The 21,558-nt window shown below is 70.2% G+C and carries 24 protein-coding genes, 1 tRNA gene and 2 pseudogenes; 13 read left to right on the plus strand and 14 right to left on the minus strand.

Annotated features, from left to right (window positions below; genetic code table 11):
• The first annotated feature begins 564 nt into the window (after positions 1-564).
• From JYK04_RS40530 to JYK04_RS40545, 4 genes are all read left to right on the plus strand, one after another.
• Positions 565-1,464 (plus strand): SDR family NAD(P)-dependent oxidoreductase, encoded by a 900-nt coding sequence (locus JYK04_RS40530; RefSeq protein WP_189746405.1) that lies wholly within the window; start codon positions 565-567, stop codon positions 1,462-1,464.
• A gap of 98 nt (positions 1,465-1,562) precedes the next feature.
• Positions 1,563-2,357 carry an alpha/beta fold hydrolase gene (locus JYK04_RS40535; RefSeq protein ID WP_189746407.1) on the plus strand — a complete coding sequence of 265 codons (795 nt, stop codon included), beginning with the start codon at positions 1,563-1,565 and terminating at the stop codon, positions 2,355-2,357.
• Between the two features lie 125 nt (positions 2,358-2,482).
• On the plus strand, positions 2,483-3,064 hold the full coding sequence (locus tag JYK04_RS40540; protein ID WP_189746409.1) for a TetR/AcrR family transcriptional regulator: 582 nt from the start codon (positions 2,483-2,485) through the stop codon (positions 3,062-3,064).
• A 158-nt stretch (positions 3,065-3,222) separates the two neighbouring features.
• Positions 3,223-3,567, plus strand: coding sequence for a zinc finger domain-containing protein (locus tag JYK04_RS40545; protein WP_189746411.1), 345 nt, complete (start codon positions 3,223-3,225; stop codon positions 3,565-3,567).
• 231 nt (positions 3,568-3,798) lie between these two features.
• On the opposite strand, the gene amcB is transcribed toward JYK04_RS40545, so the two are convergent.
• The 5 genes from amcB to JYK04_RS40570 form a co-directional block, all read right to left on the minus strand.
• Entirely contained in the window at positions 3,799-4,917 is a 1,119-nt protein-coding gene (gene amcB / locus JYK04_RS40550; protein WP_189746413.1) for a cyclophane-forming radical SAM peptide maturase AmcB, read from the minus strand.
• A 79-nt stretch (positions 4,918-4,996) separates the two neighbouring features.
• Positions 4,997-5,206 (minus strand): hypothetical protein, encoded by a 210-nt coding sequence (locus JYK04_RS40555; RefSeq protein ID WP_189746415.1) that lies wholly within the window; start codon positions 5,204-5,206, stop codon positions 4,997-4,999.
• Entirely contained in the window at positions 5,203-5,607 is a 405-nt protein-coding gene (locus JYK04_RS40560; RefSeq protein ID WP_189746417.1) for a hypothetical protein, read from the minus strand. The genes JYK04_RS40555 and JYK04_RS40560 overlap by 4 nt, the downstream gene beginning before the upstream one ends.
• 58 nt (positions 5,608-5,665) lie before the next feature.
• Positions 5,666-6,901 carry a helix-turn-helix domain-containing protein gene (locus JYK04_RS40565; protein WP_189746419.1) on the minus strand — a complete coding sequence of 412 codons (1,236 nt, stop codon included), beginning with the start codon at positions 6,899-6,901 and terminating at the stop codon, positions 5,666-5,668.
• A gap of 488 nt (positions 6,902-7,389) precedes the next feature.
• Positions 7,390-8,247: a hypothetical protein gene (locus tag JYK04_RS40570; protein WP_189746421.1), complete on the minus strand. Its 858-nt coding sequence runs from the start codon at positions 8,245-8,247 to the stop codon at positions 7,390-7,392.
• Between the two features lie 292 nt (positions 8,248-8,539).
• Here JYK04_RS40570 and JYK04_RS40575 point away from each other — a divergent pair, with 292 nt between their 5' ends.
• Complete coding sequence (locus JYK04_RS40575; protein ID WP_189746423.1) at positions 8,540-8,977, plus strand: NUDIX hydrolase; 438 nt, start codon at positions 8,540-8,542, stop codon at positions 8,975-8,977.
• A gap of 125 nt (positions 8,978-9,102) precedes the next feature.
• Here the strand turns inward: JYK04_RS40575 and JYK04_RS40580 are convergent, their stop codons facing one another.
• Both JYK04_RS40580 and JYK04_RS40585 read right to left on the minus strand, forming a co-directional pair.
• Entirely contained in the window at positions 9,103-9,537 is a 435-nt protein-coding gene (locus JYK04_RS40580; protein ID WP_189746425.1) for an NUDIX hydrolase, read from the minus strand.
• Positions 9,538-9,664: 127 nt separating this feature from the next.
• On the minus strand, positions 9,665-10,534 hold the full coding sequence (locus JYK04_RS40585) for a hypothetical protein (RefSeq protein ID WP_189746427.1): 870 nt from the start codon (positions 10,532-10,534) through the stop codon (positions 9,665-9,667).
• 855 nt (positions 10,535-11,389) lie between these two features.
• On the opposite strand from JYK04_RS40585, the gene JYK04_RS41765 reads away from it, so the two are divergent.
• The 4 genes and pseudogenes from JYK04_RS41765 to JYK04_RS40600 all read left to right on the plus strand — a co-directional run bounded on the left by JYK04_RS41765 (position 11,390) and on the right by JYK04_RS40600 (position 12,766).
• Positions 11,390-11,545 carry a hypothetical protein gene (locus tag JYK04_RS41765; RefSeq protein ID WP_229876812.1) on the plus strand — a complete coding sequence of 52 codons (156 nt, stop codon included), beginning with the start codon at positions 11,390-11,392 and terminating at the stop codon, positions 11,543-11,545.
• Between the two features lie 60 nt (positions 11,546-11,605).
• A pseudogene (locus JYK04_RS42535) lies at positions 11,606-12,184 on the plus strand (hypothetical protein); the annotation flags it as partial.
• Positions 12,181-12,465 (plus strand): hypothetical protein, encoded by a 285-nt coding sequence (locus tag JYK04_RS40595; RefSeq protein WP_189746429.1) that lies wholly within the window; start codon positions 12,181-12,183, stop codon positions 12,463-12,465. The pseudogene JYK04_RS42535 and the gene JYK04_RS40595, both read left to right, overlap by 4 nt.
• A gap of 79 nt (positions 12,466-12,544) precedes the next feature.
• Entirely contained in the window at positions 12,545-12,766 is a 222-nt protein-coding gene (locus tag JYK04_RS40600) for a hypothetical protein (protein WP_189746511.1), read from the plus strand.
• 338 nt (positions 12,767-13,104) lie between these two features.
• On the opposite strand, the gene JYK04_RS40605 is transcribed toward JYK04_RS40600, so the two are convergent.
• Positions 13,105-14,112 (minus strand): TauD/TfdA family dioxygenase, encoded by a 1,008-nt coding sequence (locus tag JYK04_RS40605; RefSeq protein ID WP_189746431.1) that lies wholly within the window; start codon positions 14,110-14,112, stop codon positions 13,105-13,107.
• A 41-nt stretch (positions 14,113-14,153) separates the two neighbouring features.
• Positions 14,154-15,197, minus strand: coding sequence for a hypothetical protein (locus tag JYK04_RS40610; protein WP_229876822.1), 1,044 nt, complete (start codon positions 15,195-15,197; stop codon positions 14,154-14,156).
• A gap of 648 nt (positions 15,198-15,845) precedes the next feature.
• Between JYK04_RS40610 and JYK04_RS40615 the strand changes: the two genes are divergently transcribed.
• Positions 15,846-15,986 (plus strand): hypothetical protein, encoded by a 141-nt coding sequence (locus tag JYK04_RS40615; protein WP_189746513.1) that lies wholly within the window; start codon positions 15,846-15,848, stop codon positions 15,984-15,986.
• 180 nt (positions 15,987-16,166) lie between these two features.
• Here the strand turns inward: JYK04_RS40615 and JYK04_RS42510 are convergent.
• Positions 16,167-16,322 (minus strand): annotated as a pseudogene (locus tag JYK04_RS42510) (phosphoenolpyruvate carboxylase); the annotation flags it as partial.
• Positions 16,323-17,133: 811 nt separating this feature from the next.
• Entirely contained in the window at positions 17,134-17,895 is a 762-nt protein-coding gene (locus JYK04_RS40625; RefSeq protein ID WP_189746433.1) for a hypothetical protein, read from the minus strand.
• A gap of 325 nt (positions 17,896-18,220) precedes the next feature.
• On the opposite strand from JYK04_RS40625, the gene JYK04_RS40630 reads away from it, so the two are divergent.
• Complete coding sequence (locus JYK04_RS40630) at positions 18,221-18,412, plus strand: hypothetical protein (RefSeq protein ID WP_189746435.1); 192 nt, start codon at positions 18,221-18,223, stop codon at positions 18,410-18,412.
• Between the two features lie 216 nt (positions 18,413-18,628).
• Here the strand turns inward: JYK04_RS40630 and JYK04_RS40635 are convergent.
• Positions 18,629-18,703, minus strand: a tRNA-Ala gene (locus JYK04_RS40635).
• A 585-nt stretch (positions 18,704-19,288) separates the two neighbouring features.
• Between JYK04_RS40635 and JYK04_RS40640 the strand changes: the two genes are divergently transcribed.
• Both JYK04_RS40640 and JYK04_RS40645 read left to right on the plus strand, forming a co-directional pair.
• The gene (locus tag JYK04_RS40640) at positions 19,289-19,816 is read left to right on the plus strand and encodes a snapalysin family zinc-dependent metalloprotease (protein WP_189746500.1); all 528 of its coding nucleotides are present in this window, start codon (positions 19,289-19,291) and stop codon (positions 19,814-19,816) included.
• A gap of 125 nt (positions 19,817-19,941) precedes the next feature.
• On the plus strand, positions 19,942-20,532 hold the full coding sequence (locus JYK04_RS40645; RefSeq protein ID WP_189746515.1) for a hypothetical protein: 591 nt from the start codon (positions 19,942-19,944) through the stop codon (positions 20,530-20,532).
• A 78-nt stretch (positions 20,533-20,610) separates the two neighbouring features.
• Here the strand turns inward: JYK04_RS40645 and JYK04_RS41775 are convergent, their stop codons facing one another.
• Together JYK04_RS41775 and JYK04_RS41780 are read right to left on the minus strand one after the other, a co-directional pair.
• Positions 20,611-20,880 carry a hypothetical protein gene (locus JYK04_RS41775; RefSeq protein WP_229876814.1) on the minus strand — a complete coding sequence of 90 codons (270 nt, stop codon included), beginning with the start codon at positions 20,878-20,880 and terminating at the stop codon, positions 20,611-20,613.
• A gap of 200 nt (positions 20,881-21,080) precedes the next feature.
• Complete coding sequence (locus JYK04_RS41780; protein WP_229876815.1) at positions 21,081-21,254, minus strand: hypothetical protein; 174 nt, start codon at positions 21,252-21,254, stop codon at positions 21,081-21,083.
• Positions 21,255-21,558 lie beyond the last annotated feature (304 nt).

A 21,558-nucleotide genomic window follows, 5' to 3' on the forward strand; every position in this document is an offset into this window, starting at 1 on the left:
GGCCTTCAAGGCGACCACGGGTTCTTCGGCGGCCAGGCCGTCGGGCCGGCGTACGAGGTTGGTGAGGAGAGCGGTGAGTTCCGCCGGGAGTTGGACGGCCGCGTTCCGGGTCACCGACAGGTGCGCAGCGTCGTCCGCGATGGGCCCGGACAGGTCGACGTCCGCCTCGTAGGCCCTGCTCTCGCGAAGCTCCGGCCAAGTGACAGGTAGCTCTCTGTTGCCGATGTGACGTCCTGTTGCCGTGAGTTCGGCCGCTTTGCCCTTGTGTCTGGAGGTGAGCAACCGGCTCGATCTCTACCCGGCCGTGATCATCCCCGACCGCCGGCCGGATGGCTCACGGCCGGCGCCCGCCCGTGAGGCCCGCTGAGTATCCGATGCGGCGTCGACCACAGCAGAGCGGTCGACGGTCACCGAAGTGCTGCTGCCTGCCCGGCATTGCGAAGCAGAGGCGCTTCGCGATCGACAGCCGTGGCCGATCGAAACTCTCAATCGGATACATCATCCGCTTGTGCTATCGTCCCGCTCAACCGGATGATGTATCCGATTATGTGAGTGGAGGGGCTCATGACGAAGACAGCCGTGGTCACGGCCGGCACGGGTGGCATCGGCCTGGAGACGGCACTGGGGTTGGCCGCTGCCGGATTCGCCGTCACCGTGGTCGGACGCGACGCCGACCGCGGAGCCAGGGCGGTCGAGCAGATCAACGCGGAGCAACCCGCACACCCCGGCCGGTTCCTCTCTGCCGACCTGGCCTCGCTCGATCAGGTCCGTGCGTTGGCCGAAGCGATCTCCGCCGAGCACACCGCGTCGGGAGAACCGTTGACGGTGCTGGTCAACAACGTCGGGGCGATGTTCGCCCGGCGGCAGCACATCGACGGCGTCGAGGCGTCGTTCGTCGTCAATCACCTGTCGCCGTACCTGCTGACCGAGCTGCTGCTGCCCACGCTCACGGCCGGGGCGCCCAGTCGGGTCGTGAACGTGACCTCAGCCGCGGTCGGCGTCGCCAGACGGGCGTTCGACGCTGTCGAGCCGCCGGGCGGCTACTACGGCTTCCACTGGTACGGGCGTGCCAAGCTCGCCAACCTCGCCTACACGCTCGACCTGGCGGGGCGGCTGGAGGGAACGGGCGTGTCGGTCTTCGCCGCCGATCCCGGTGGCGCAGCGACCGACATGACCAACGGCACCCTGGCCGACCCGAAGATCGTCTCCCCGCCGTTGCGGCTGTTGTGGCCGCTGGTGCGCCGCCGGTTCGAACGCTCCACGTCCGGCCCGGCATCCGTGGCTGCCCGGCCCTCGATCACCGCCGCAACGGACCCCGCGCTGACCGGCCGGACCGGCCTCGTCATCGGCCCCCAGGCCGATCCCGTCGCCCCGTTCCGCGCCGCGACCGACCCTCGCGTCGCCGACGCCGTGCGCCGGCTCAGCCAGACCCACGCACCCGTGGCCGCCCGAGCGGACACATGAGCACCGCAGATGAGCCCAGGCCCGATGCCGACCGCACGACCAGCCCCGCCCGCCACCGCCGCCGCGCACATTCGCCTCTCCCGCATGAGGACACCATCATGACCAACGCAATCCCAGCTCCCTACGCCCACACCGTGCACGGCTCCGGCCCAGGCCTCCTCCTCGCCCATGGCGCAGGCGGCGGCATCGCGGCCAACTTCGGGCCGATCATGGACGGTCTCGCCGCCCGGCACACCGTCATCGGCGTCGACTACCCCGGCTCGGGCACCACCCCGGCCCCCGCCGCGCCCCTGGAGCTCGACGACCTGGCGGACCAGCTCGTCGCCGCAGCGGACGCAGAAGGGCTCGACACCTTCGCCGTCTGCGGGTACTCGCTGGGCGGCTCGGTCGCCCTCCGCGTCGCCGCGCGCCACCCGCAGCGGATCACCGCACTGGTGCTGAGTGCGGCCTTCGCCCGCCTGGACACCCGCACCGAGCTGGCCGCCGCGATCTGGCAGCAGCTCTACGACGCCGGACAGCACCTCATCCTCGCCCAGTACCTGGCCCAGCTGACCCTCAGCGCCCCGGTGCTGAACTCCCTCACACCCGCCCAGGTGCACGCGGCCGCCGAGCAGACCGCCTCCCAACTCCCGCCCGGCACCTCGGACCAGGTCGGCCTCGTCCGCCGGACCGACATCCGCGACGGCCTCGCCGCCATCACCGCACCGACCCTTGTCGTCGTGACCACCGACGACCCCCTGATACCGGCCGCCCTCCAGTACGAACTGGCCGCCGCCATCCCGGGCGCGCAGACCGCAGAACTTGCCACCGGGCACCTGCCGTTCCTGGAACAGCCGAAGCAATGGCTGGAGACCATCACCGGCTTCCTCGCCAAGCAGTACGACACCCGCTGACCCACCTCCGGTGGGCGGGCCAGCCAGCCCGCACACCACCCGGAGCCACCGCCTACCCGGGAGCACCAACATATGATCATCTGACCAGCCCGCGAACCAAGACGAGCAACCTGGATACTTCCCCCATGACGACCACACCGCTGCGCAAGGACGCCGCCCGCAACTGGGAGCGGATCGTCGCGATCGCCCGCGGCCTGGTCGACGAGGGCACCCCCCTGCAGCTCAACGACATCGCACGCCGGGCCGGCCTCGGGGTCGCCACCGTCTACCGGCACTTCCCCACCCCCGAGGCACTGCTCGAGACCGTCGCCGCCCCCTGCCTCGAAGCCCTCGCCGCGCACGGCGAGCAAGCCCTGGCCGACGCCGACCCCCGGCGGGCACTGGAGAGCTTCCTGTCCCGCGTCCTCCAAGCACAGCTCACCGACGCCGCCCTGCCCCCGGTCGCCGCCGCCGCCGTGGACGCCCTGCCGCGGACCACGGAACTCAAAGAGTCACTCGCATCGGCCGGCACCACGCTCCTCGACCGGGCCCACGCTGCGGAAGCCGTCCGCCCGGACCTCGCCGCCCGCGACCTGGTCCCGCTCATGTGCGGCATCGCCCACGCCGTGAACGTCCACGGCGGCACACCCACCGACAAGACCGAAACCGCCCACCGCTACCTTGACACCCTGTTCGAAGGAATGCGCCCCGCGCCGTCGAACGCGTGACGTCCGGCATCACGCTTTCTCGAGAACGACCCTTTCCGGGAGCAACATCGGAAGCGGTCGCCGGAGGCCGCCCGGACGCCCGATCGGTTCTCGGAACTCTCTCACTCAAGCGGTGCCGGGTCTCTGTTCCGGGAATGGTTTGCGAGCGGATTTCGGGCGTGCCGGACCCTCAGGACACTACCGAGAGCGATGCGGACGATGCCGAGCGCCATGACTGCCCGCGCTGCGGCGTCCAGCCCGGCTCGCCCTGCCGCTCGCGCGCGGGCGCGGTCGCCGGGATCTACCACCCCGGCTGGTGCAAGAAGGTGGCCCGGCTCGCCAAGCTGCCGCGGGTGCCGACCCCGGCCGACCGCGGCCCAGGCCGGCTCTGGAGGCCCGGCACCCCGCCGTCGGCCGCCCCCGAGACGGACATCCCGGGCGCGGACATCCGCATCGGGTACGCCCGCTGCAGCCACCTCACGCAGGAGCGAGAAAGGGCTGTGGGAGGGCGGTGTCGGCGGTGATCGCGGCCCGGGCGGCGGCGACCGACCAGCCCGCCGGGTAGCGGGTCACCTCGACGCCGTAGTCGTCGTAGAGGTCGTCGTACTGGATGTCGGCGCGATGGCGTAGCAGTTCGTCGCGTGAGGTGACGCCGAAGTGGCGGGCGCGGGCAGGGCAAGAGTCGTCGGCAGGCGCGTCGGCACGGTGCGGGTGGTGGGTGTCCCTCCGCCGAGTCCATCACGAGCCTGGCGGCGTCAGTGGGCGTGTGAACGGACATGTCGCGTGACTCCTTCGAGTAGGGCGATCTTGGCGGTGGTGCAGTATCGGGTCCTGGTCCCGTCGAACCGGCCGGCGTGCTCGAAGTAACGGTTCGCGGCGTGGGCGCCCCCGCAGAATGCGAAGGCGGGGCAGGTGGCACGGCACGCGTCCTCGCCCAGCCAGAACTCGGGGATCCAGGTGGTGCGTTCCTCGGCCTCGGCCACCAGGACGTCCAGGTCCTCCCTCAGCACGTTGCCGGTGGTGAAATCACCGAACCGGGCGTCCGCGAACCCCGCCAGCTCTGGGGAGAGCATGACCACGCCACCGTCGTAGGCGATGGTGGGCATCGGATCCCAAGGCGCAGAGGTTGGCGTGGGGGCGGTGTCGTGGCTGCCGAGAACGGCACCGGCAAAGTTGAGCACGCGCTGGATCTCCCGCAGCCGGATGACGGGATTGGCCCGCCAGGCGTCCGCGAGGGCGGCCCAGAACTCGGTCGCACGCATGGGGTCGGAGTCCTTGGTTCCGCGGTTGACCCCCTCTTCCTCTTCGACGTTGACGCCGAGGGTGGTGACGCCCAGCTCGGCGAAGAAGTCGTAGAAGCGGGCCGCGTTCTCGGGGGCCGGGTCGGAGACGACCGCGATGGCGGAGAACGGGATGCCGTGGTGGCGCAGGCGCTCGATGCCTCGCATGGTGACGCGGAATCCGGGGTGGCCGGCGAGGGTGACGCGGTGGGTGTTCATGTCCTGGGGGCCGTCGACGCTGACGCCGACGTTCACTTCGCGCTCCAGCAGGAACTCGCACCAGGCGTCATCCACCAGAGCCGAGTTCGTCTGGACACTGTGCCTCGCGCCCTTGAAGGGGGACATGAGCGCGGCCAGGTGCTCACGGCCGGTGGCCAACGGCTCCCCGCCGTGCCACACGACCTCGAACGCCGGACCGTCGGCTGCCCACGGATTGACGGACGTGGCCACAGCCTCGGCAACCGTTACCGGCATCAAGTGGTTCATCTTGCGGAACGGCAGGTAGCAGTACGTGCAGTCCATGGGCAGGCACTTCGTGGTCGGCTGCATGATCACAGACCGGGGCCTGGCCGCGAGCCGTAATGCACTCTGCATCGTGTCGTGCTCCTCTCGATCGGGTCCGAGTGGCGCGCCCCGGCTGGGGCGGCGCTGCTGTGCGATGTGCCGGGCAGGTTCAGCGGACGTCGGCTTGGCGGAGCGCCTGATGGTCGGAGACGACCCACTCGACACCGCCCCCTTCGGGGCGCAGGAACACGGCTTCGGGGATGACACGACGGGTCTGGGGGTCTTCCCACTGGCCGATGAACTGGACGATCCCTTCGCGGTCCTTGGCGGGGTCCAGGACGCGGGCGCCCTCGCAGAGCCAGGAGGGGCGGCTGTTCATGCCGCACCGTCCGGACTGGTCGACCTCAGGAATCGCTCCATGCCGCGCTCGGCGCGGACCCGCAGGGAGGAGCTGGGGTCGGGGGTGCCGAAGGGGGCGTCCCAGGGGGCGTACTTCGGCAGGTTCTGCACCGTGCTTCCGGGGGTCCTGTGAGGCAGCGGGGCGGGCGCGTCCTCCGTGGGCATGAGGGTGTCGAGGGAGGCGGTCCAGCCACGCTCACCTCCGCCCTCGGGGCACAGGCGGCAGACCGTGGTGCCGGTGTCCCCGGGGACGTCTATCACCACACCCGTGCGAGAGGTTGCGGTGTCGTACGCGAGATCGCCGCGTAGGGGCCAGCGGGGATCGGAGTCGTCCGCCTGCTGTCGTACGCGGTCATGGTCAGTGCGACGGGTCGAGGTCATGTAGCGGACCGTATGCATCCCGCTACGCACGAATATGATTCCGCGGAATACCCGCAGATCAGTCCAGCGAAAAACGCCCGGTCATGCCACGCAGAAGCTGGCGGGTAGCGACCCGCTCGGCGTAGACGATCTTCCGCAAGGTCGCCCGCGCGACGGGGTGGTTGCGGACCAGTTGCGGGGCGATGTGCTCGGCTGTCTCCAGCTCGGTCAGGGCCTGGTCGCGGTTGCCGTCCCACAGCCACGCGCGGGCGAGGTCCATGTGATGGTGACCGAGCCGGGAGTTCGGCAGGACCGCGATGTGCGCGGGGTCCGCCTCGCGGTTGAGCCGCAGGGCCTTCGTCTGGTCGCTCATCTCCAGGGCGGCGCTGACGCTGTGGATGATGACGTTGCCGAGGCTGAACGTGACCGAGTGCCGATCGTGGATCTCCGGCCCTACATAGGCGTTGACCCGCTCTCCAGCCGTACGGGCCAAGGCGAGGCGTTCATCGGACCCGGCAGCGTTGCCGCTGCGCGCGGAGGAGATCGCGGCCCGTAGGTGGAGGGCGCCCCACATGCGCAGGGCGAGAGGGTCGCCGGCTTCGTACTCCGCCTCGATGCCGGCAAGGGCCTTGTCGCCAAGGGCGAGGGCGTCGTCCCAGTCGGCCGAGGCCCAGGTGTCCCACATCCGCATCCACAGCGCCATCGCCGGCATGACCGGGTCGCCGGAGAACTGCGCGGACCAAGTGGCGCGTTCGCAGGCCATGGCGACAAGCTCGGGATGTCCGAGCGCGTGGGCGGCGGTGTGGGCGAACTTGCAAGCCACCGAGTAGATCGCGAAGGCTTCTTCACGTTCGTGGCCGGTCGATACCTCGGCGAGGGTCCGGGCCTCGCGCAGGATGTCCGGCAGCTCGCTCAGGACGGCGCCGTTCGCCGCCGCGTCACGCAGGCGGAGCAGGCGCTTCATGTCGTGCCACAGCACCTCGGACGGGCGGGGGGTGCCGTCGAAAACGGGGGCGAGGTCGTAGCGACGCAGCTCGCGCAGAATGGAGGCCGCCGAGACCTGCCATTTGGTCTCGGCTCCGCCGCCTGTGTAGGGGCGCTCGATCAGGGAGTTCGGGTGGCAGTGCAGGGCGGCGGCCACCGCGTTGATCAGACCGGCCCGGTCCAGCTCGATCCGGCCCTTCTCCAGCTTGGACACCCATCCCTGGGTGCGCCCGAGCGCGGCGGCGAGGTCGGCCTGAGTCATCCCGACCGAGAGCCTCTGACGTCGGACCCGCTGCCCGATCCGCTCCTGCTCTTCGATGTACCCGCTCACACCCACCACCCCGATCTGTGACCGCTTCTGACGCGAAGGTACCGCCGTGGCGAGGCAGACGGTGGGCCTTGGCCAAGGGATCTCACCATGCAGAAGCCCCGTCGACGAGGCTGTGACTCGTACCGAGGCGGTGTCAGCGGTGGCTTCTATGCTGGCTAGGCAGGATGCGGTCAAGGTGTCTGGGGGACGTCATGCTTGAATGGCTGCTCGCTGTGCTGATTCCGATAGGTCTGCTGGGGGCGGGTGCTTGCGCCTTCCTCATCTGGGCGGCGCTGGGTACGGAGAAGCCGGTGGAACACCACTCGTCGATGCCCAGCAGCTGGGAGGGACCTGAGGGTTGACCTCGGCGGCGTAGAAGTCCCGGGAGCCCCCGAAATGAGGAATCCCCCGGGTCCGTATGCCAGCCAGAGCCTTCTTCCGGGCCCGGCTGGGTGCCGAGGTAAGCGCTGCCACTGTCAGTCAGTACCTCTGTGCCTTCACTCACCTCGTCAGAGTTGAAGCTCGGCCACCAGGCGCTCGGCCTCCTTCTGGGCAGGGGTCAGCAGCGGATCCTCTTCGTACGCGCAGGGTCCGACGATCTTTGACAGGAAGAACAGCGACATCAGCCTGCCGTCCCGGCTCTCGAGGTCCGCACGTCGCTCCTGGTGGACGCGGTCCGCGAGCGCTGGGACGGCCAGCGCGTTGCCCCACAGCGTTGCGGCGTCCAGGCCCCGGGGCGCCATGCCCCAGTCCTCCCAGTCGATGATGGAGAACTCCGGCCCCATAACGTTGGCCCAGGTCAGATCCGCATGCGCCGGCGTCCACCGCTCGATCCGCGTATCGGCGACGCCGGGGAAGACCTCCCCGAGGTTCTGTGTCACGTGCTCCTGCGTGATCGTCGCCGTGTCCGGAGTCGCGATCCGCGGAGTCCGCTGTGCGGCAAGCGCGTCCAGCGAAGCATTCAGCGCCTCCCACCACGCATCGGGCAGGCCCGGGTCTTCGAGCACCAGGGCAGCCTTGCCGACCGAAGGCGACGCGATCAGCTCCAGCTCATCGGCGCGCCACATCACCGGCTCGCCTGGCTCGCGCCACGCCACGCCCTGGTACCACTCGGGCATCGCGACCCCTTGCAGTACAGCGGCCGCCTCGGTCCCGTTCCAGCCCTGCGCGCCGATCCGCTCGAATCCCCGCCGCTCGATGCGCACCCACGTACCCCGCTCCGTACGACCGCCCAAGGAACGACGCTTGCGTACCAGAGCCTGCCGATCCAATTCCACCTGCAGGGCTGCTTCCACGCGCTCCAGCACGTCATCCACCGGCTGACGACGCAGATCCACCTGGGCAGCAACGGGCAGGGAACCAGTCATCACGACCTCCTTGGCGAACGGATGAACGTAGCAGAAGAAGAGCCGCTGGCGATCCGTCCGTCAACACAGAGCGCATCAACCTTACCGTTGGCGCTACCCGTTGGAAGTGCACGGCCGGAGGGCAAGATCAAGCGCCAATGCGTCCCGCGCCGTGGCCGACCCGAAGACGTCGCGGCCCTGGTCGCGTTCCTCGTGGGGCCCCTCCGCGTCGTTCATCACCCGGCCATCCGTCCACGTCGACGGCGGCTGGCTGCTGCACTGAGACCGTCAACAAGCAAGGAGACAGACCGAAATGATCGAACGAGTCCGAGCCGTCCTCGTCACCGCTGACGACACGATGCTGGTCATCCGTCGCACCAAGCCCGGCATCCCCGTGTACTGGGTCCTGCCCGGCGGCGGCGTCGAACCCAGCGACGAGTCGCGGGAGGCCGCCCTTCACCGGGAGATCCACGAGGAGATTGCGGGGAAGGCCGACATCGTCCGACGCCTGCACACGATGGAGTCCGAGGACGAGCGTCAGCTCTTCTACCTCGCCCGCATCGCCACCTGGTCCTTCGAGGACCGCACCGGGCCCGAGTTCAGCGCCGAGGGCCGCGGCGAGTACGCGCTGGAGGAGATCCCGCTGACCGTGGAGGCGCTCGACCGCATCGACCTCAAGCCCGAGGAGATCGCCCACGTCCTCCGGGGCGCCATCGGCGCAGGCGCCCTTCAAGCAGAGGCTGCGAAGTAGCCGTCTGTCTTTGTGGACTTGCCGTCGGGACCAACGCCGAGGTGCGTCGGCCCCGACGGCACCTACGGTGTGCCCCGGCTGCGGCAGCTGGTTGCTGCGAGTACTTCCGGCTCCCCGTTCAGTGGTTAGTCGGACAGACGTGCCAGCAGCGCGCCTTGGCCGGACTGGAGAATGTGCGCGGCCTCCAGCGGGACCCAGAAGCACTCGAAGTAGGTCGGCTCCTGCTCACCGTCGTGGTCCTCCTGGCTCATCCACCGCTCCGGCGTCGGCTCGGCGAGCTCCAGATGGAAGACGTGCCGGTGCTGGATCTCGAACCGGTACGGGCTGATGTCGTACTCGGTCTCGCCGAGCTTGCGGACGATCTTGAATTCCGACAGGCCGGTCTCCTCGCGGGCCTCGCGCAGGGCGGCGGCTTCCGGGGTCTCACCGGGGCGGATGCTGCCTGCGGGCACTTGGATGCCGACCTCCTCGTACGAGTAGTCGGTGTGGCGGAACACCAGCAGGCGCCCGTCACGGACGACGTAGACGAGGACCTTTTCCTTCGTGACCTTCTCCGGCACAGCGGCAACCTCCACTTGATACAGGAACTGAGCCGTAGGCGAGGGCCGGTGGAGGCAGGGACTGCCCAAAGCGTGGGCGGTGATCAGTTCGTCTGTCCGTAGATCGGCGCAGGCGTGCGGCTGACCTTCACCTGTCCGGGGTGTGTTGAAGCTCGCCCACCAAACGCTTGGCCTCCTTTCGAGCCGGCGCCAGCAGCGGATCTCCCTCGTAGGAGAGGGATCCGACGATCTTCGAGAGAAAGAAGAGCGACATCAGCTTGCCGTCCCGGCTCTCGAAGTCCGCGCGTCGCTCCTGCTGGACGCGGTCCGCGAGCGGCGGGACGGCAAGCGCGTTGCCCCACAGCGTTGCGGCGTCCAGGCCTCGGGGTGCCATGCCCCAGTCCTCCCAGTCGATAACGGAGAACTCCGGTCCCATCACGTTGGCCCAGGTCAGGTCCGCATGAGCCGGAGCCCATCGCTCGATTCGCGTGTCGGCGAGCCCGGGGAAGGACTCCCCGAGGATCTGTGTCACCTGCTCCTGCGTGATCGTCACCGTGTCCGGGGCCGCGATCCGCGGCGTCCGCTGTGCGGCAAGCGCGTCCAGAGAAGCATTCAGAACCTCCCACCATGCATCCGGAAGGCCCGGGTCATCGAGCACCAGGGCGCTCCTTGCGACAGACGGTGACGTCATCAACTCCAGCTCATCAGCACGCCACATGACCGGCTCGCCCTGTTCGCGCCATGCGACGCCTTGGTACCACTCGGGCATTGCGACCCCTTGCAGCACGGCTGCGGCCTCGGTCCCGTTCCAGCCCTGCGGGCCGATCTGCTCGAATCCCCGGCGCTCGATACGCACCCAGGTGCCCCGGTCCGTACGGCCGCCCAAGGAACGGCGCCTGCGAACCAGTGCCTGCCGGTCCAGCCGTACGTGCAGGGCCTGCTCCACCCGTTCCAGCACGTCTTCCACTGGCTGCTGGCGCAGGTCCACCTGGGCGGCAACGGGTGGGGATCCAGTCATCACGACCTCCTCGGCAAACGGGCGACCGTAGCAGGAACAAGCCCACTGGCACGAACCACACGTCAACACGATCCGGTATCAACTTCGGTGGCATCGGTGGACGTTGTATGAGCTTAAAGAGACCCGGGGCGGGGACGTGATCGACGCCGCCCCCGCCCGGCGTGCTCCGGCCAGGGTGGGCAAGCCACCGGTCCAGACAGCTTGCCCAGGGTCCCCTTGGGCTTGCCCACTCCCGGGAACACCCCATTGCGGCAGTGCACGCCGGGTAGCCTCCGGCCACTGTGCGCTGAGTGCGAGGGGTGGGCGTTGAGATTCACGATCGACACCGAGACCGATCCGGACAAGGACGCGATCCGTACCGTCCGCGCGGCCTACGCCCGTGCCTCGTCCGAGTTGCCCGGTGAGGCTGCGGCTGACCGAGGGCCGGTGATCGGTCGGCGGGTGAGTTGCATGGATCGGTCACGCCGCTGACGTGCGGTTTGACCGATGGACCGAGAAATCGGTCACGCCTGCCCCGGAGACCGCTCTGTCGGGCGGGCAAGCCGAAGGCTCGGCTGGGCAAGCCACCCCCGGACGGCGGCTTGCCCACCCCGGCCGGGACGGGCTGAGGTCGGCAAGCCGGGCCGGACAGCAAGGCCCCAAACAGGAGGAGGGCACGGTGCGTGGTTTCGGGACGGGCCAAGCGGTCGTACGGCGTGACGTGCACCGATCGGGCCGGGTGTGGAGCGAGGAGGCACTGCGGGTCGTCTACGACACCGGCGAGGCGCTGGTGACCGCCTGCGCGCCCGGAGCACAGGCCCGCTGGCCCGCCCTGTACGCGCAGGCCCGCGCGGAGGGGGACCGGTCGGTGCGCGCATGGAGGCGTTCGAAGCGATGGCGGCCGACCGGTGGGAGCTTGCGGGCGCGGTGTGGCAGGAGACCGACCTGCTGCTGTGGAAGCCGCCCACGGCCATGTTCAGCATCAACGCCTTCTACACGCCCGACGGGGACAGGCGCTGGCTGCGGAACTGATATGTCAACTTCGAGCACCCTAGCCGCCGTACCGCAGACGGGTTCGACACCCTCGACCTCACCGTGCACCTGGTGGTCACGCCCGACCTCAGCCGCTGGGAGTGTAAGGACGAAGACGAGTACGCCCACGTGCGGCGGCTCGGCATCGTCTCCGACACCGAGCACCAGGCCGTCGACGCGGCCCGCGGCGAGGTCCTGGCGATGCTCGCCGAACGCTCCGGGATCCTTGCGCAGGCCGAGCGGTGGGCGGCCTGGAGGTGGGTGCCGGCCTGGCCAACGCCGCGCCTTCCCCGGCCTACGGCACCCCGCGGAGAGGGTTGCACCGGAAGGGGGCTGAAGGGTTGCCTGGAAGGTTGCTCGCGGCGGGGGACCGAGGGTGTGACCGGGAGTGGGAGCCCGGCAAGCCGGACACGGCCCGTTGTCCCTGGTCAGCCCTACTGGGCAAGCCTGTTCGCGCCGACGACACCTCCTTCCCACGCGATAGCCGTGGGGGAGAGGTCCTCGTCACTGCCCGGGGCCGGCGGCCACGACGCGACGCTAACGAAGTCGGTGCTCTACGCTCCCGCTCGCTCGGTCCCGCGACCACGTCTCCACCCGGGAGCCTACGCGCGGCCGGGCTGGAGAGGACCGTCACCATGACCTTCATCGAGCCCGGCATGTCCGTACGCAACGGCTTCGGCGAAGGACCGCTCGCCGACGCCGCACTGTCCCGTGCTGCCCGCGCCGGGCATCTTCTCGACGAACTGCAGGAGCAGGCGCCCACGATGACCGACGGCCAATTGCGCGACGGCGTGCACCGGGCGCTGCGTCGCTTCACCCAGGAGCAGCCGCCCACATGCCAGGTCGGCAGCATCACCGCGCTGATCCGCCGCGGGGTGCGCATCGACTGGCCCGTCACCGCCCGTCTGCCCTGCGCCTGACGCCCGCGTACGGGAGAGGCGGGACGGGGCCGGGCGCCGCTGGCCTCACGCTGTCGGTGGTGGCCGGGAGCCTGGTCGGATGAACGCCGATGACGAGGAGCTGCTGAGAGGCCGGGTGCACGGCCACGACCACGACGCCACTAACCCGGGCCCGCTGCCGCACCAGACGTACGCCGTCCTGCTCGGCGGGCCGCTGGACGGGCTGCGGCTCGACATCACCGGCTGCCGCCGGAGGAGATCGAGGACGCCAAACCCCGGCAGTTCGCAGACGTTGGTTACTCGTGCAGAACTACAGCGTTGATGAGGCTGCTGAGATCCTTCGATGCCGTCCGAGCCATCTCCGAGACAACCTGTCACGGTTGCCGCACCAGAAGATCGGCGCTTCGGTTGCCTTCGATGAAGACGAGCTGGAGATGATCAAAGAGATGCACCGCGTGCGCCCCGCGAGCCCGCCCACCGCGTCTCAGCCCACTCACACAGCAGAGCAGACCAGCCCGAATACGCTGCCCGCGTACGCGCACATCAAGCCGGCAGGTGCTTCCCGGCGGCACAAGGGTCCGACTGCCCTACGGCCAACCACCTGATCCTCCCGTTGGGGCGTTCTCCTCGGCGACACGGCGACGGTGCAGATGTGCCTGGTCAGCGGGCGAGTACGTGGCCGTCGTGGGGGCGGTGGTCGCGGGAGCGGCGCAGGTCGGTGGTGACGTAGGTGCGTTGCAGCCAGCGGTCTGCTCCGTCGTATCGAGGGTGGAAGGCGGTCCGGCCGTGGACGGTGACGCGGTTGTCGATGACGACCAGGTCGCCGGGTGTCAGACGCAGGGTGCGGGCACTCGCCTCGCAGGCGCGGCCGAATTCGGTCAGTGCCGCGGCGGCCCGGGGGGTGAGGGGAGCAGTGACGAGTTGGGCCATGCGTATGTCGGGATCCTCGACTGCCCCGGAGAGCACCGCTCGGGGCTTGCGGCCCGGCTCACTGGCGGCGTCGGGGCTGAAGGAGGGTGGTGGTGTGGTGATGAACTCCGGTTCGAACAGGGTCTGACGGCTGGCTAGGGTGAGGTGCGGCAGTGCCTGGCGGATGCCGGCGATGCGCATGCCTGCGCGTCGGTCGTGGTCGGCGCGCAGGCACAGGAAGACCACATAGTCGGGTGGGTGGGGGTGGAAGCCGTTCTCGGTGTGGAAGGACAGTGGCACCGATCCGGCGTTGCCGTGGAAGGTCTCCTGCCCGGGGACGGGTACGACGTCCTGCACGAGGGCGCCGGATTTCTCGGCCAGGTAGGCGAGGGGCTCGCCGAGCCCGCATGCCACCATGGTGAGCACCGCGGCCGAGATGGTGGCCCGCCGCTGGACCGAGCCGGGTACGGTCGGTGTCGGGGGCAAGGCCGCCTGATCGACGGGCAGGCCGCCGATCACCAAGGTGCCGTGCGGGCCGGAATGCCTTCGGAACCGGCGCACCTCACGGCGCAGCGGTAGCGGAAGGTCTTCCCAGGCGTCCCGGGCCCGCGCCACCCACTCGGCGCTGTCGACCTGGTCGTGCCCGCGGCTGCACAGGGTGCGGGCCACCCGCTCGCACGCGCCGGCATCGGCCGGGCCGAGCGCCCGGTCGGCGGCGACGGCAGAGCTTCGGGTGGTGTCGGGCGTCGTCTCGGGCATCGGGGTCTCCTGCCGGGTGCGTGGGCGGCGGACGCGCGGACTCACGAGTGGCGCAGGCCGGCCACGGCGTCGGCGATGTAGTGGTCCCCGAATCGGATCAGTGAGGCGTACTGCGCCGCGCGGCGATGCCGCATCAGCCGCAGTTCGGCGACCGCGTTGTCGGGGCCCTCGGGCTTCTGAGCGATGGAACGACGCAGATGCACCATCGAGTACGCCAGGGTGACGTGCCGTTCACCGTCCACGATGTCGGCTTCCAGGAGCGCGCCCCGTGCCTCGGCCAGCTCCGGGGCGCGGGCCGCCAAGTGCTCGTAGGAGTCCGGAACCACGGACAGCAGGTCCTTCATCGCCGCCCGGAACAGCTTGTATCCGCGATGCTGGCGCCCGCTCAACGGGACGTCCACCGAAGGAGGCGCCATGGTGTGGCGTATCGCCGCCATGTAGTAGTCGGCCGGGATCGTACTGGCGTGAGCCATCGCCGCCGGGAAGCCGCGCACATACACCGTCGCATCGGCCAGCCGCGTGAGCGCGGCATCGCCGTCGCCGAGCCGCAGATGGTGGGCGGCGTCGGCCACGGCGACTGCGGCGCAGACGTTGAACAGGACATGGACCTGGTGGCCGATGAGCCACCGAGCACTCCACACACTCTCCAACGACGATCCCGCACCGGCCTCGGGGACGGCCACCGGCGGGACGGAGCCATGGCCTGCGCCCGGCGCTGCGCCGGTGAGATCGAGCACCGACCGCCGCATCCCGGCCACCTCCAGCGCCAGGTCGGAACCCGACAGCGGAGCATCGCACAGATCTTCCAGACCACGGTGGATGACGAGGACACCGTGCAGGGCAGCCTGCTGATCCGACAGCTCCCCCTCACGGACCCGGAAGAACGACTGGCTGGTCGACTCCGCCGGCAGTCCCTCACCGACGACGGCCGGAGCCAGATCGGCCAGCTCGGCCACCAACTCGCCTGCAGCAGTGGCGGCTTGCCGCAGCGCGAGGGTGCGCTCGACAGGTCCGGCATGGGTCGACAGCGCGGCCAGTACACGCGCGGTGCGCTTCGCCTCGGCATCGACCTGTGGACCCAACACCGGGACGGGCCGCCCGCCGCGAGGCTCTCGGAAGACAGCGACAGCAGGATGACCGGCAACCGGTGATAAGCCCATGGTGGAAGTACATCGCCAGGAACACTGCGCGCGAAACCTGATCTGCAGGACCATTCCCGCGCAGCGCACCGGAGTCGGCCCAGGAGGTGAGCGGCGGCGAGCCCGGTACGCCCTGCGGACTCCGTCCGACCCAGGCCGACAGCGCCACCGCCACCGGGCCTCCGGCACCCGCTCCGCGGATGGGGCATCGCCCGTTCGATGCTCCTCAACGGGACGCGGTGGAGGCCGGCGCAGCCGGACGACCCGCCGAACCCCATGACAGCGGCCAGTGGATTCACGGCCGCCGTTACCCGACCCCGGCCACGGCCCCCGGCGTGCGGCCACCCGTGGGACGGGCCGCCGAGCCGGCGGGCGCCGTACTCGCACCTTCCTCGGAGGCCGAGTTCCACGACTGGGCCGTCGAACTCCTCGGCCCGTGCAGCCTGCCGCATCCCTTCCCGCGCGGCTGCGCGGAGGACCGCAATCGTTCGGTGCAACTCCCGTCCTGGAGGATGCACTGATGACGACCAGTGACGGCGGCATCGTCTGCGAAGACCCGGCGTCCGCGCTCATTGCGGACGCCATCGCGGCGCGATGCCCCGGGCCAAGGCCGATCTCGCCGAACTCGTCGCCATCCCCTCCGTTGCCGACCCACTCCAGCAGCCGCCGGAGGAGTGCCGCAGGGCTGCCCAGTGGGTCGCCGACGCCTTCAGCGAGGCCGGACTGCAGTTGTGAGAAGGCCGCCTCCCGAGCCGGGCTGCGCCACCCGCAGCAAGGCGCGACCCCGCGTCGTGCGTCCGGTGTCGCGGCCGTGGTCAGGGGAGGCGGATCGGGGCGGGTAGGAGCATGCGGGCCGGTACCGGGTGCCACTGGACGGCTCCGGCACGGTCCAGTACGGCACGGCCGAAGGCCTGGTCCCCGAAGTGGATCGATGAGTTCGAGGGCGTCGGTGATGCCGTGCTCGTGCTGGAGGATCAGCACGTCGCGGCTGACCTCGGGGGTGACGTTGGGGGTGCCGTCGCGGTCGCTGCCGATCCAGGTGCCGAAGGTCAGCGGGCGGGTGCGGGCGGGGAAGGTGCCGCAGTCTGCCCGGTGATGAGCGGATTTCTCGGGGGGTGAAAGCGCGCGGGGTGCAGGGCGCCGAGTCGCGTAGCTCCGTCGGGTGTCCTGGACCGCTGTCCTGAACCTCGATGGAGACGCCGGCGCCGGCCCCGTGCGGGGCAGGGCGATGGCCGAACGGGCTGGACTCGCCCCGGAAGCGGAATGGGCCGCTGACCGGGGGAGTCCGGCCCGTTCGGCGACCTCGGACACGTCGGCCGCGTTCTTGGGTGCGTTGATCCTGTCCGGTGTGTGCGCGGCGGGCGGTGTTGCCGGGGGCCAGGTCGGGGCATCCGCCCGTACCGGCATACGGCAGTGCACCGCAGGGGGCTGCGGTGCACTGCCGTACGGCGGTCTGCGGTCGAGGGGCTCAGGCGGGCTCGGGGGCCCGGCGGCGGGTGCTGATCACCACGAGGCCGCCGATCACCGCGAGGGCCGTCAGGACGGCGGCGAAGACGGTCGGCGGCGATCCGGATCAGGAACGGCACGAGCAGGAGGTGCATGGCCTCCCTGACCTGATTTCCCTGGGGAAAGCGCGTCCAGGGGAGTTCGTTCAGCAGGAAGCCGTCCTTGGCCTCGGGCCGGATGCCGGCCACCAGCGCCTCGCACATCGCGGACGTCGGATCCATCCGCCACGCGTCCACATGGCACCACCCCACCACATCGCCACGTCTGATCGGAGCCGATGACGCCTGAGCGGACCTACATCGGCGTCCTGACACCTGCGAACGAAGCCCTCCCTGCGAAGTCCCCGGCCGGTTCAGAGGCTCGCCGGGCAGGTACGTCAGCGGGTGGCGGCGTTGCGTAGTGCGAGCGTGGTCCGGGCGGCGGTGGCGAGGTCGGTCTCGCGGGCCAGGCGTACGCCGGCGAGGTTGGCGGCGTCGCTCCACGCGCAGAGGACCTGGTCGCCGGCGGGGCCCGCGACGAAGCCGCAGGCGAGGCCGCCGCCGTGCTGGCCCGCGTCGAAGCGGGCCACGTCGCGGGCCTTCGCGCCGGCGAAGTAGTTGCGGAACTCCTGCTCGATGGACTTGGTCGCCTTGGACTCGGCGACCTTGGGGTCCCAATCGGCGCTGCTGACCAGGACGAAGAGGTCGTAGGACCCGTCGGCGTCCTGGTCGTAGTAGCCGGTCCGCATGCTGTGCGGGAGTTCACGGCCGGCCAGCACCTCGGTCTCGGCGCGCTTGGCGTCCTCGCCCGTCAGGAGGCGGAAGCGGTCGAAGAGCTCCGGGAGGACGATGACGAGGGACTCCTCGCTGCCGTCCGCGGCGCGCACCTCGATCGCGCGGGGCTCGGGACGGTAGGAGACGGCGGCCTTGACGCTCGCGGCGGCCAAGATGAACACGCTCACACCCGCGATGAACCAGGTCCGCTTCCTCTTCCCGCGCACAGCTTGTGCCGGATCGCTGCCGGGCGGGGCTGACTGCGTGCGCCAGGAGCGGGTCAGCCACCAGAGCGCGCCGATGGCTGTGGCGGCGGCGGACATGCCCCCGATGACCTCGCCGACGGCGAAAGCCTGCGAGGTGGGGTCGATGGAAGCAACGATCACGCCCGGCATCGTACGTGTGACCGAAACTCCGTGAACTGCAATTACGTGACGGTCTGCGCTCCATCCCTGCCCGTGCCGGAATGGAGCGCGGGGGACAGCCGCGGTCCCTGCCTCCCGGCCGGCAGGTCGGGAACGCATCGAAGGCAGTAGGCGCGGGCGGATGCCAGCCGTTGTCGTCCGGGTCGTAAACGCCCTTGTGGCCGGGGCGTCCACCTCTACGGGGTTGTTGACGCGGGTGGAGGCGAGATCGATCGCGTTCGGGCCGTTGGTGGTCGCCTTGAGCAGAAACGGTTCGCTTTTGGTGGCTACGAGGAAGACCCCTTGCATGGTGTTGACCGTGACCACCTCCTGGCCGTCGATCCTGGTCAGTGCACCCTTCTCCGCGCCCGGAATGCTGTACATGCCCCTGAGCAGGCCGTCAGGGTCGCACAGGCTGGTCAATCCCTTCATGGAGGGGTGCGAGGCCTCCGTACGCATCCAGCGGCCCGACATCTCCTCGCGGGCCTGGACCGCTTGATCCCCGGGCATGCCCTGCGTCCGGGCGAGGACGAAGGCCTCGTCGCCCCGCAGGAACGTGTGATCCCGGGTGCGGCCGGGAGTGTCGATGCGCCCGCACCGGCCGCCGCACGACCCGTGCCGGGAAGCGCGCCGCGCCTGACCTGCGGGCCACAACCCGCCGCTGGGGGTTCGGGATCCATGCCGGCGCCAGCCGTTTCGTGGCTACTGCACGGCGGGGGAGCGGCCGGATTCGAACCGGCGTCCTCCCCTCTTGCCAAGAGGGCGCGTCTACCTCTGCGCTACAGCTCCCCCGCCGCGGTACGCGCACCCTATGCGCTCCCGCCAGGACTCGCGTAACGGGTTTTCGGGCCTGCCGCTCCCTTGGCGTAGGTCAGGAATGAACCGCCGGAGACTGACAGCCTGATGAGGATCGAATCCCGTGGGTTCGTCATCTCCGAAGCGTCGAGCGTGCGGAACATCCCGCCCTTGTCGTTTTCGGCGCCGGGGCCGCGATCGGAGTCACATCAAGACCGCGGGGAGTCTCTCCCCGCTCGTCTCCGCAGTCAACCTCGCTCGGCACGACTGATCCACCAAGAACCCGCCGATCGAATCGACTTGACCGGCGAGCCCCTGGATGGTGCCGCCCGTTGATCAGTCATCGGCCGGAGTGCCTGCGGGAATTGGCTAGCAGGTGCATGACGGGTTGGTGGGGTGCGGGGCTACCTTCTTAGGGCTTCGGAAGGGCGGCTGCCCGAACTCGCGTGCCACAGGCGGGCGGTGGCGGCGTCTCCAGTGCCCCGGCTCCTCCGAGGGGCCGGGTCCCCCCCCCACGCATGAAGGAAGACGACCATGTCTCTGGGCACTTGGCTGAAAAGTCGGCACCTCCGCTGCCGCGCTGGTCCTCGCGGCGGCAACCGCTGCGACCGCGGCACCCGCGCCCATACCGGACGCCACCGCAGCGATAGTGACACTCCATTACGACGGCAGCCGGGCCGGTGGCTGGGAAGCGGCCATCGCGGCCGGGGTCGCTTCCTGGAACGCGAACGTCACCAACGTACGGCTGGTGGAGGCCGCGCCCGGGGCCCGGGCCGAGATCGTCATCGTGGCGACCGCCGACTGGCCGCAAGCCACCCTCGGTCCGGTCCGTCCGGGGCGACAGGTCCGAGTCGAACTCGGCGCGCAGGCCGTGAGCCAGGGGTACGACAAGACGCGCATCGCTGCGCACGAGCTGGGCCACAGCCTGGGCCTCCCGGACACCAAGCCGGGGCCGTGCTCCCAGCTGATGTCCGGGTCCAGCGCCGGGACGGCCTGCACCAACGCCGTGCCCAACGCGACGGAGCGGTCCCGCGTGCAGAACGCGTACGCGAACCGGCTCGCGGCAACCGTGCCGACCGGCGGCCGGGTACTGATCGACGCCCCCTGACCGGCGGGTCGGCGGGTGGGCCGGTGCGAGGCCTGGCTGGGACGGGATTCCCGGAGGGTGGCCGTGCCGGTCCACTGCCGAGCCTTCATCAGGACGCAGCTTCGGGTGCGGGTACCGCTCAGGCGGTGAACTTCGAGGTCACCTACACCCACGGCTCGGAAGGCTCGTGGCTGTCGTGTCACCACGGCATCCTCGCGGAGACCCGCTTCGCTCACCTACAAGGGGTCAACTTCGACACGGACCGTGAGGTCTGGCGGACGGAGTACGTGCGCCGGGAGATCGCGGCCGTCCAGGAGCAGTTACACGGCAATGCTGTTCTCCTGCTCGGCCACCAGCTCGACCAGGACGCCGAGCAGACCCTCGCTTTCCTTGGATCGGTGGCGCGCGTCGCAGAGTCACTGCGCACCCGGTATCCCCGCGTGGGCCCCTCTGTCGGCACGGAGCTGACCATCTTCATGTTCGGCCCGGTGCCGGGAAGGGACTATGAGGAGCGCGGTCAGGCGCTGGGGCGCCCGGAGTCGGCCGGCTACCAGGAGCGGCTGAACGCCTTCCCAAGGACGTCACCCAGCTCATGCTCCTGCTCGACGCCATCCCGTCCGTCAAGGGGAGGCCCGACTGGCTCCGCCGCAAGCTTCAGTCCGTCTGCGCGGGCCGTGGGTACGGCCGCGACGTCTACCACCACCAGGTTCGGGCCCGTACACCGGCGGGGAACTTGAACACGATGCCTTCCAGCACCTGACGGTGATCACGCCACCGCCCATGAGCCCGGCCCGCCGACGGCAGCAACGGCGCGATCACCGCCCACGCGGCACCAGACACGACCGGACCAGCGATCCGGTGATCGGAAAGACGCCCACGAGGTGCAGCCCGCCAGCCAGGCCCCGGAGCAGGGTCACCGGATCCCAGCCCGAAATGTCCCGGACCCGCATGAACGCGTCCGGCTGAGGCATCGGCAACGCCAGCCACAGTGCCCAGTAGTTCGCGATCACGGTCTGCGCGGTCCATGCAGGCACATCCGGCTCCCGGCCGTACGAGGTGAGGCAGAGCGCCTGACGGTGCAGCACCCCGCCCTCACCCTGCCGGGCCGCCGCCTCTGTCGTGGCGCCGCAGGTGACCGAAGGGCACCGCCCGATCCGAGGCCGCCAGCTGGGCCGCGACGGCGACCGGACCGAGCCTTGGCCGGGGTGACCGCCCGGCGCGCGCCGGGCGGGACGGGGCCGTTCAGCGCGCATGCCGGCAGGTGCGCGGTTTCCCGGGTGTGCACCTACCTGGCCAGCGGGTGGGTGCGGACCGCCGCCTCGCCGTCCAGGGCGGCCGCGATGATCCGGTCCGCGTCCATCGCCGCGTCCAGCCACGGCACCGGCATCACGTCCGAACCCAGGCGCCTGCGCAGCTCCGGCAGTGCCCGTGCCGTATGTTCGCCAACGGCTGCCGCCATCGCCAAGCACTTCGGCTTAGGCCGCTCCACCCTCTACCGCACCCTGGCCGAATTCACCGACCCCCTGTCATGCCGCCCGACAACCGTCGGTGACCAGCCGAGAACCCAGCCTGCCATTCGAGTACGTACCGCAGTCGGCGACGGTGTCGGCCGAAGCAGGTGCCGGTCATCCAGCCCTCGCGGGTTCTCGACTGTGGGCGGTCATCCACGAGTCGACCCGGCACGAGTCGCCTCCTCAGCGTGTGCCGGCTCGCGGCCTTCGCCCGGCTCGGCACGGAGCGGGCGTCTGGTGAGCCTTCAGCGC

Source organism: Streptomyces nojiriensis (assembly GCF_017639205.1).
Taxonomy (GTDB): domain Bacteria; phylum Actinomycetota; class Actinomycetes; order Streptomycetales; family Streptomycetaceae; genus Streptomyces; species Streptomyces nojiriensis.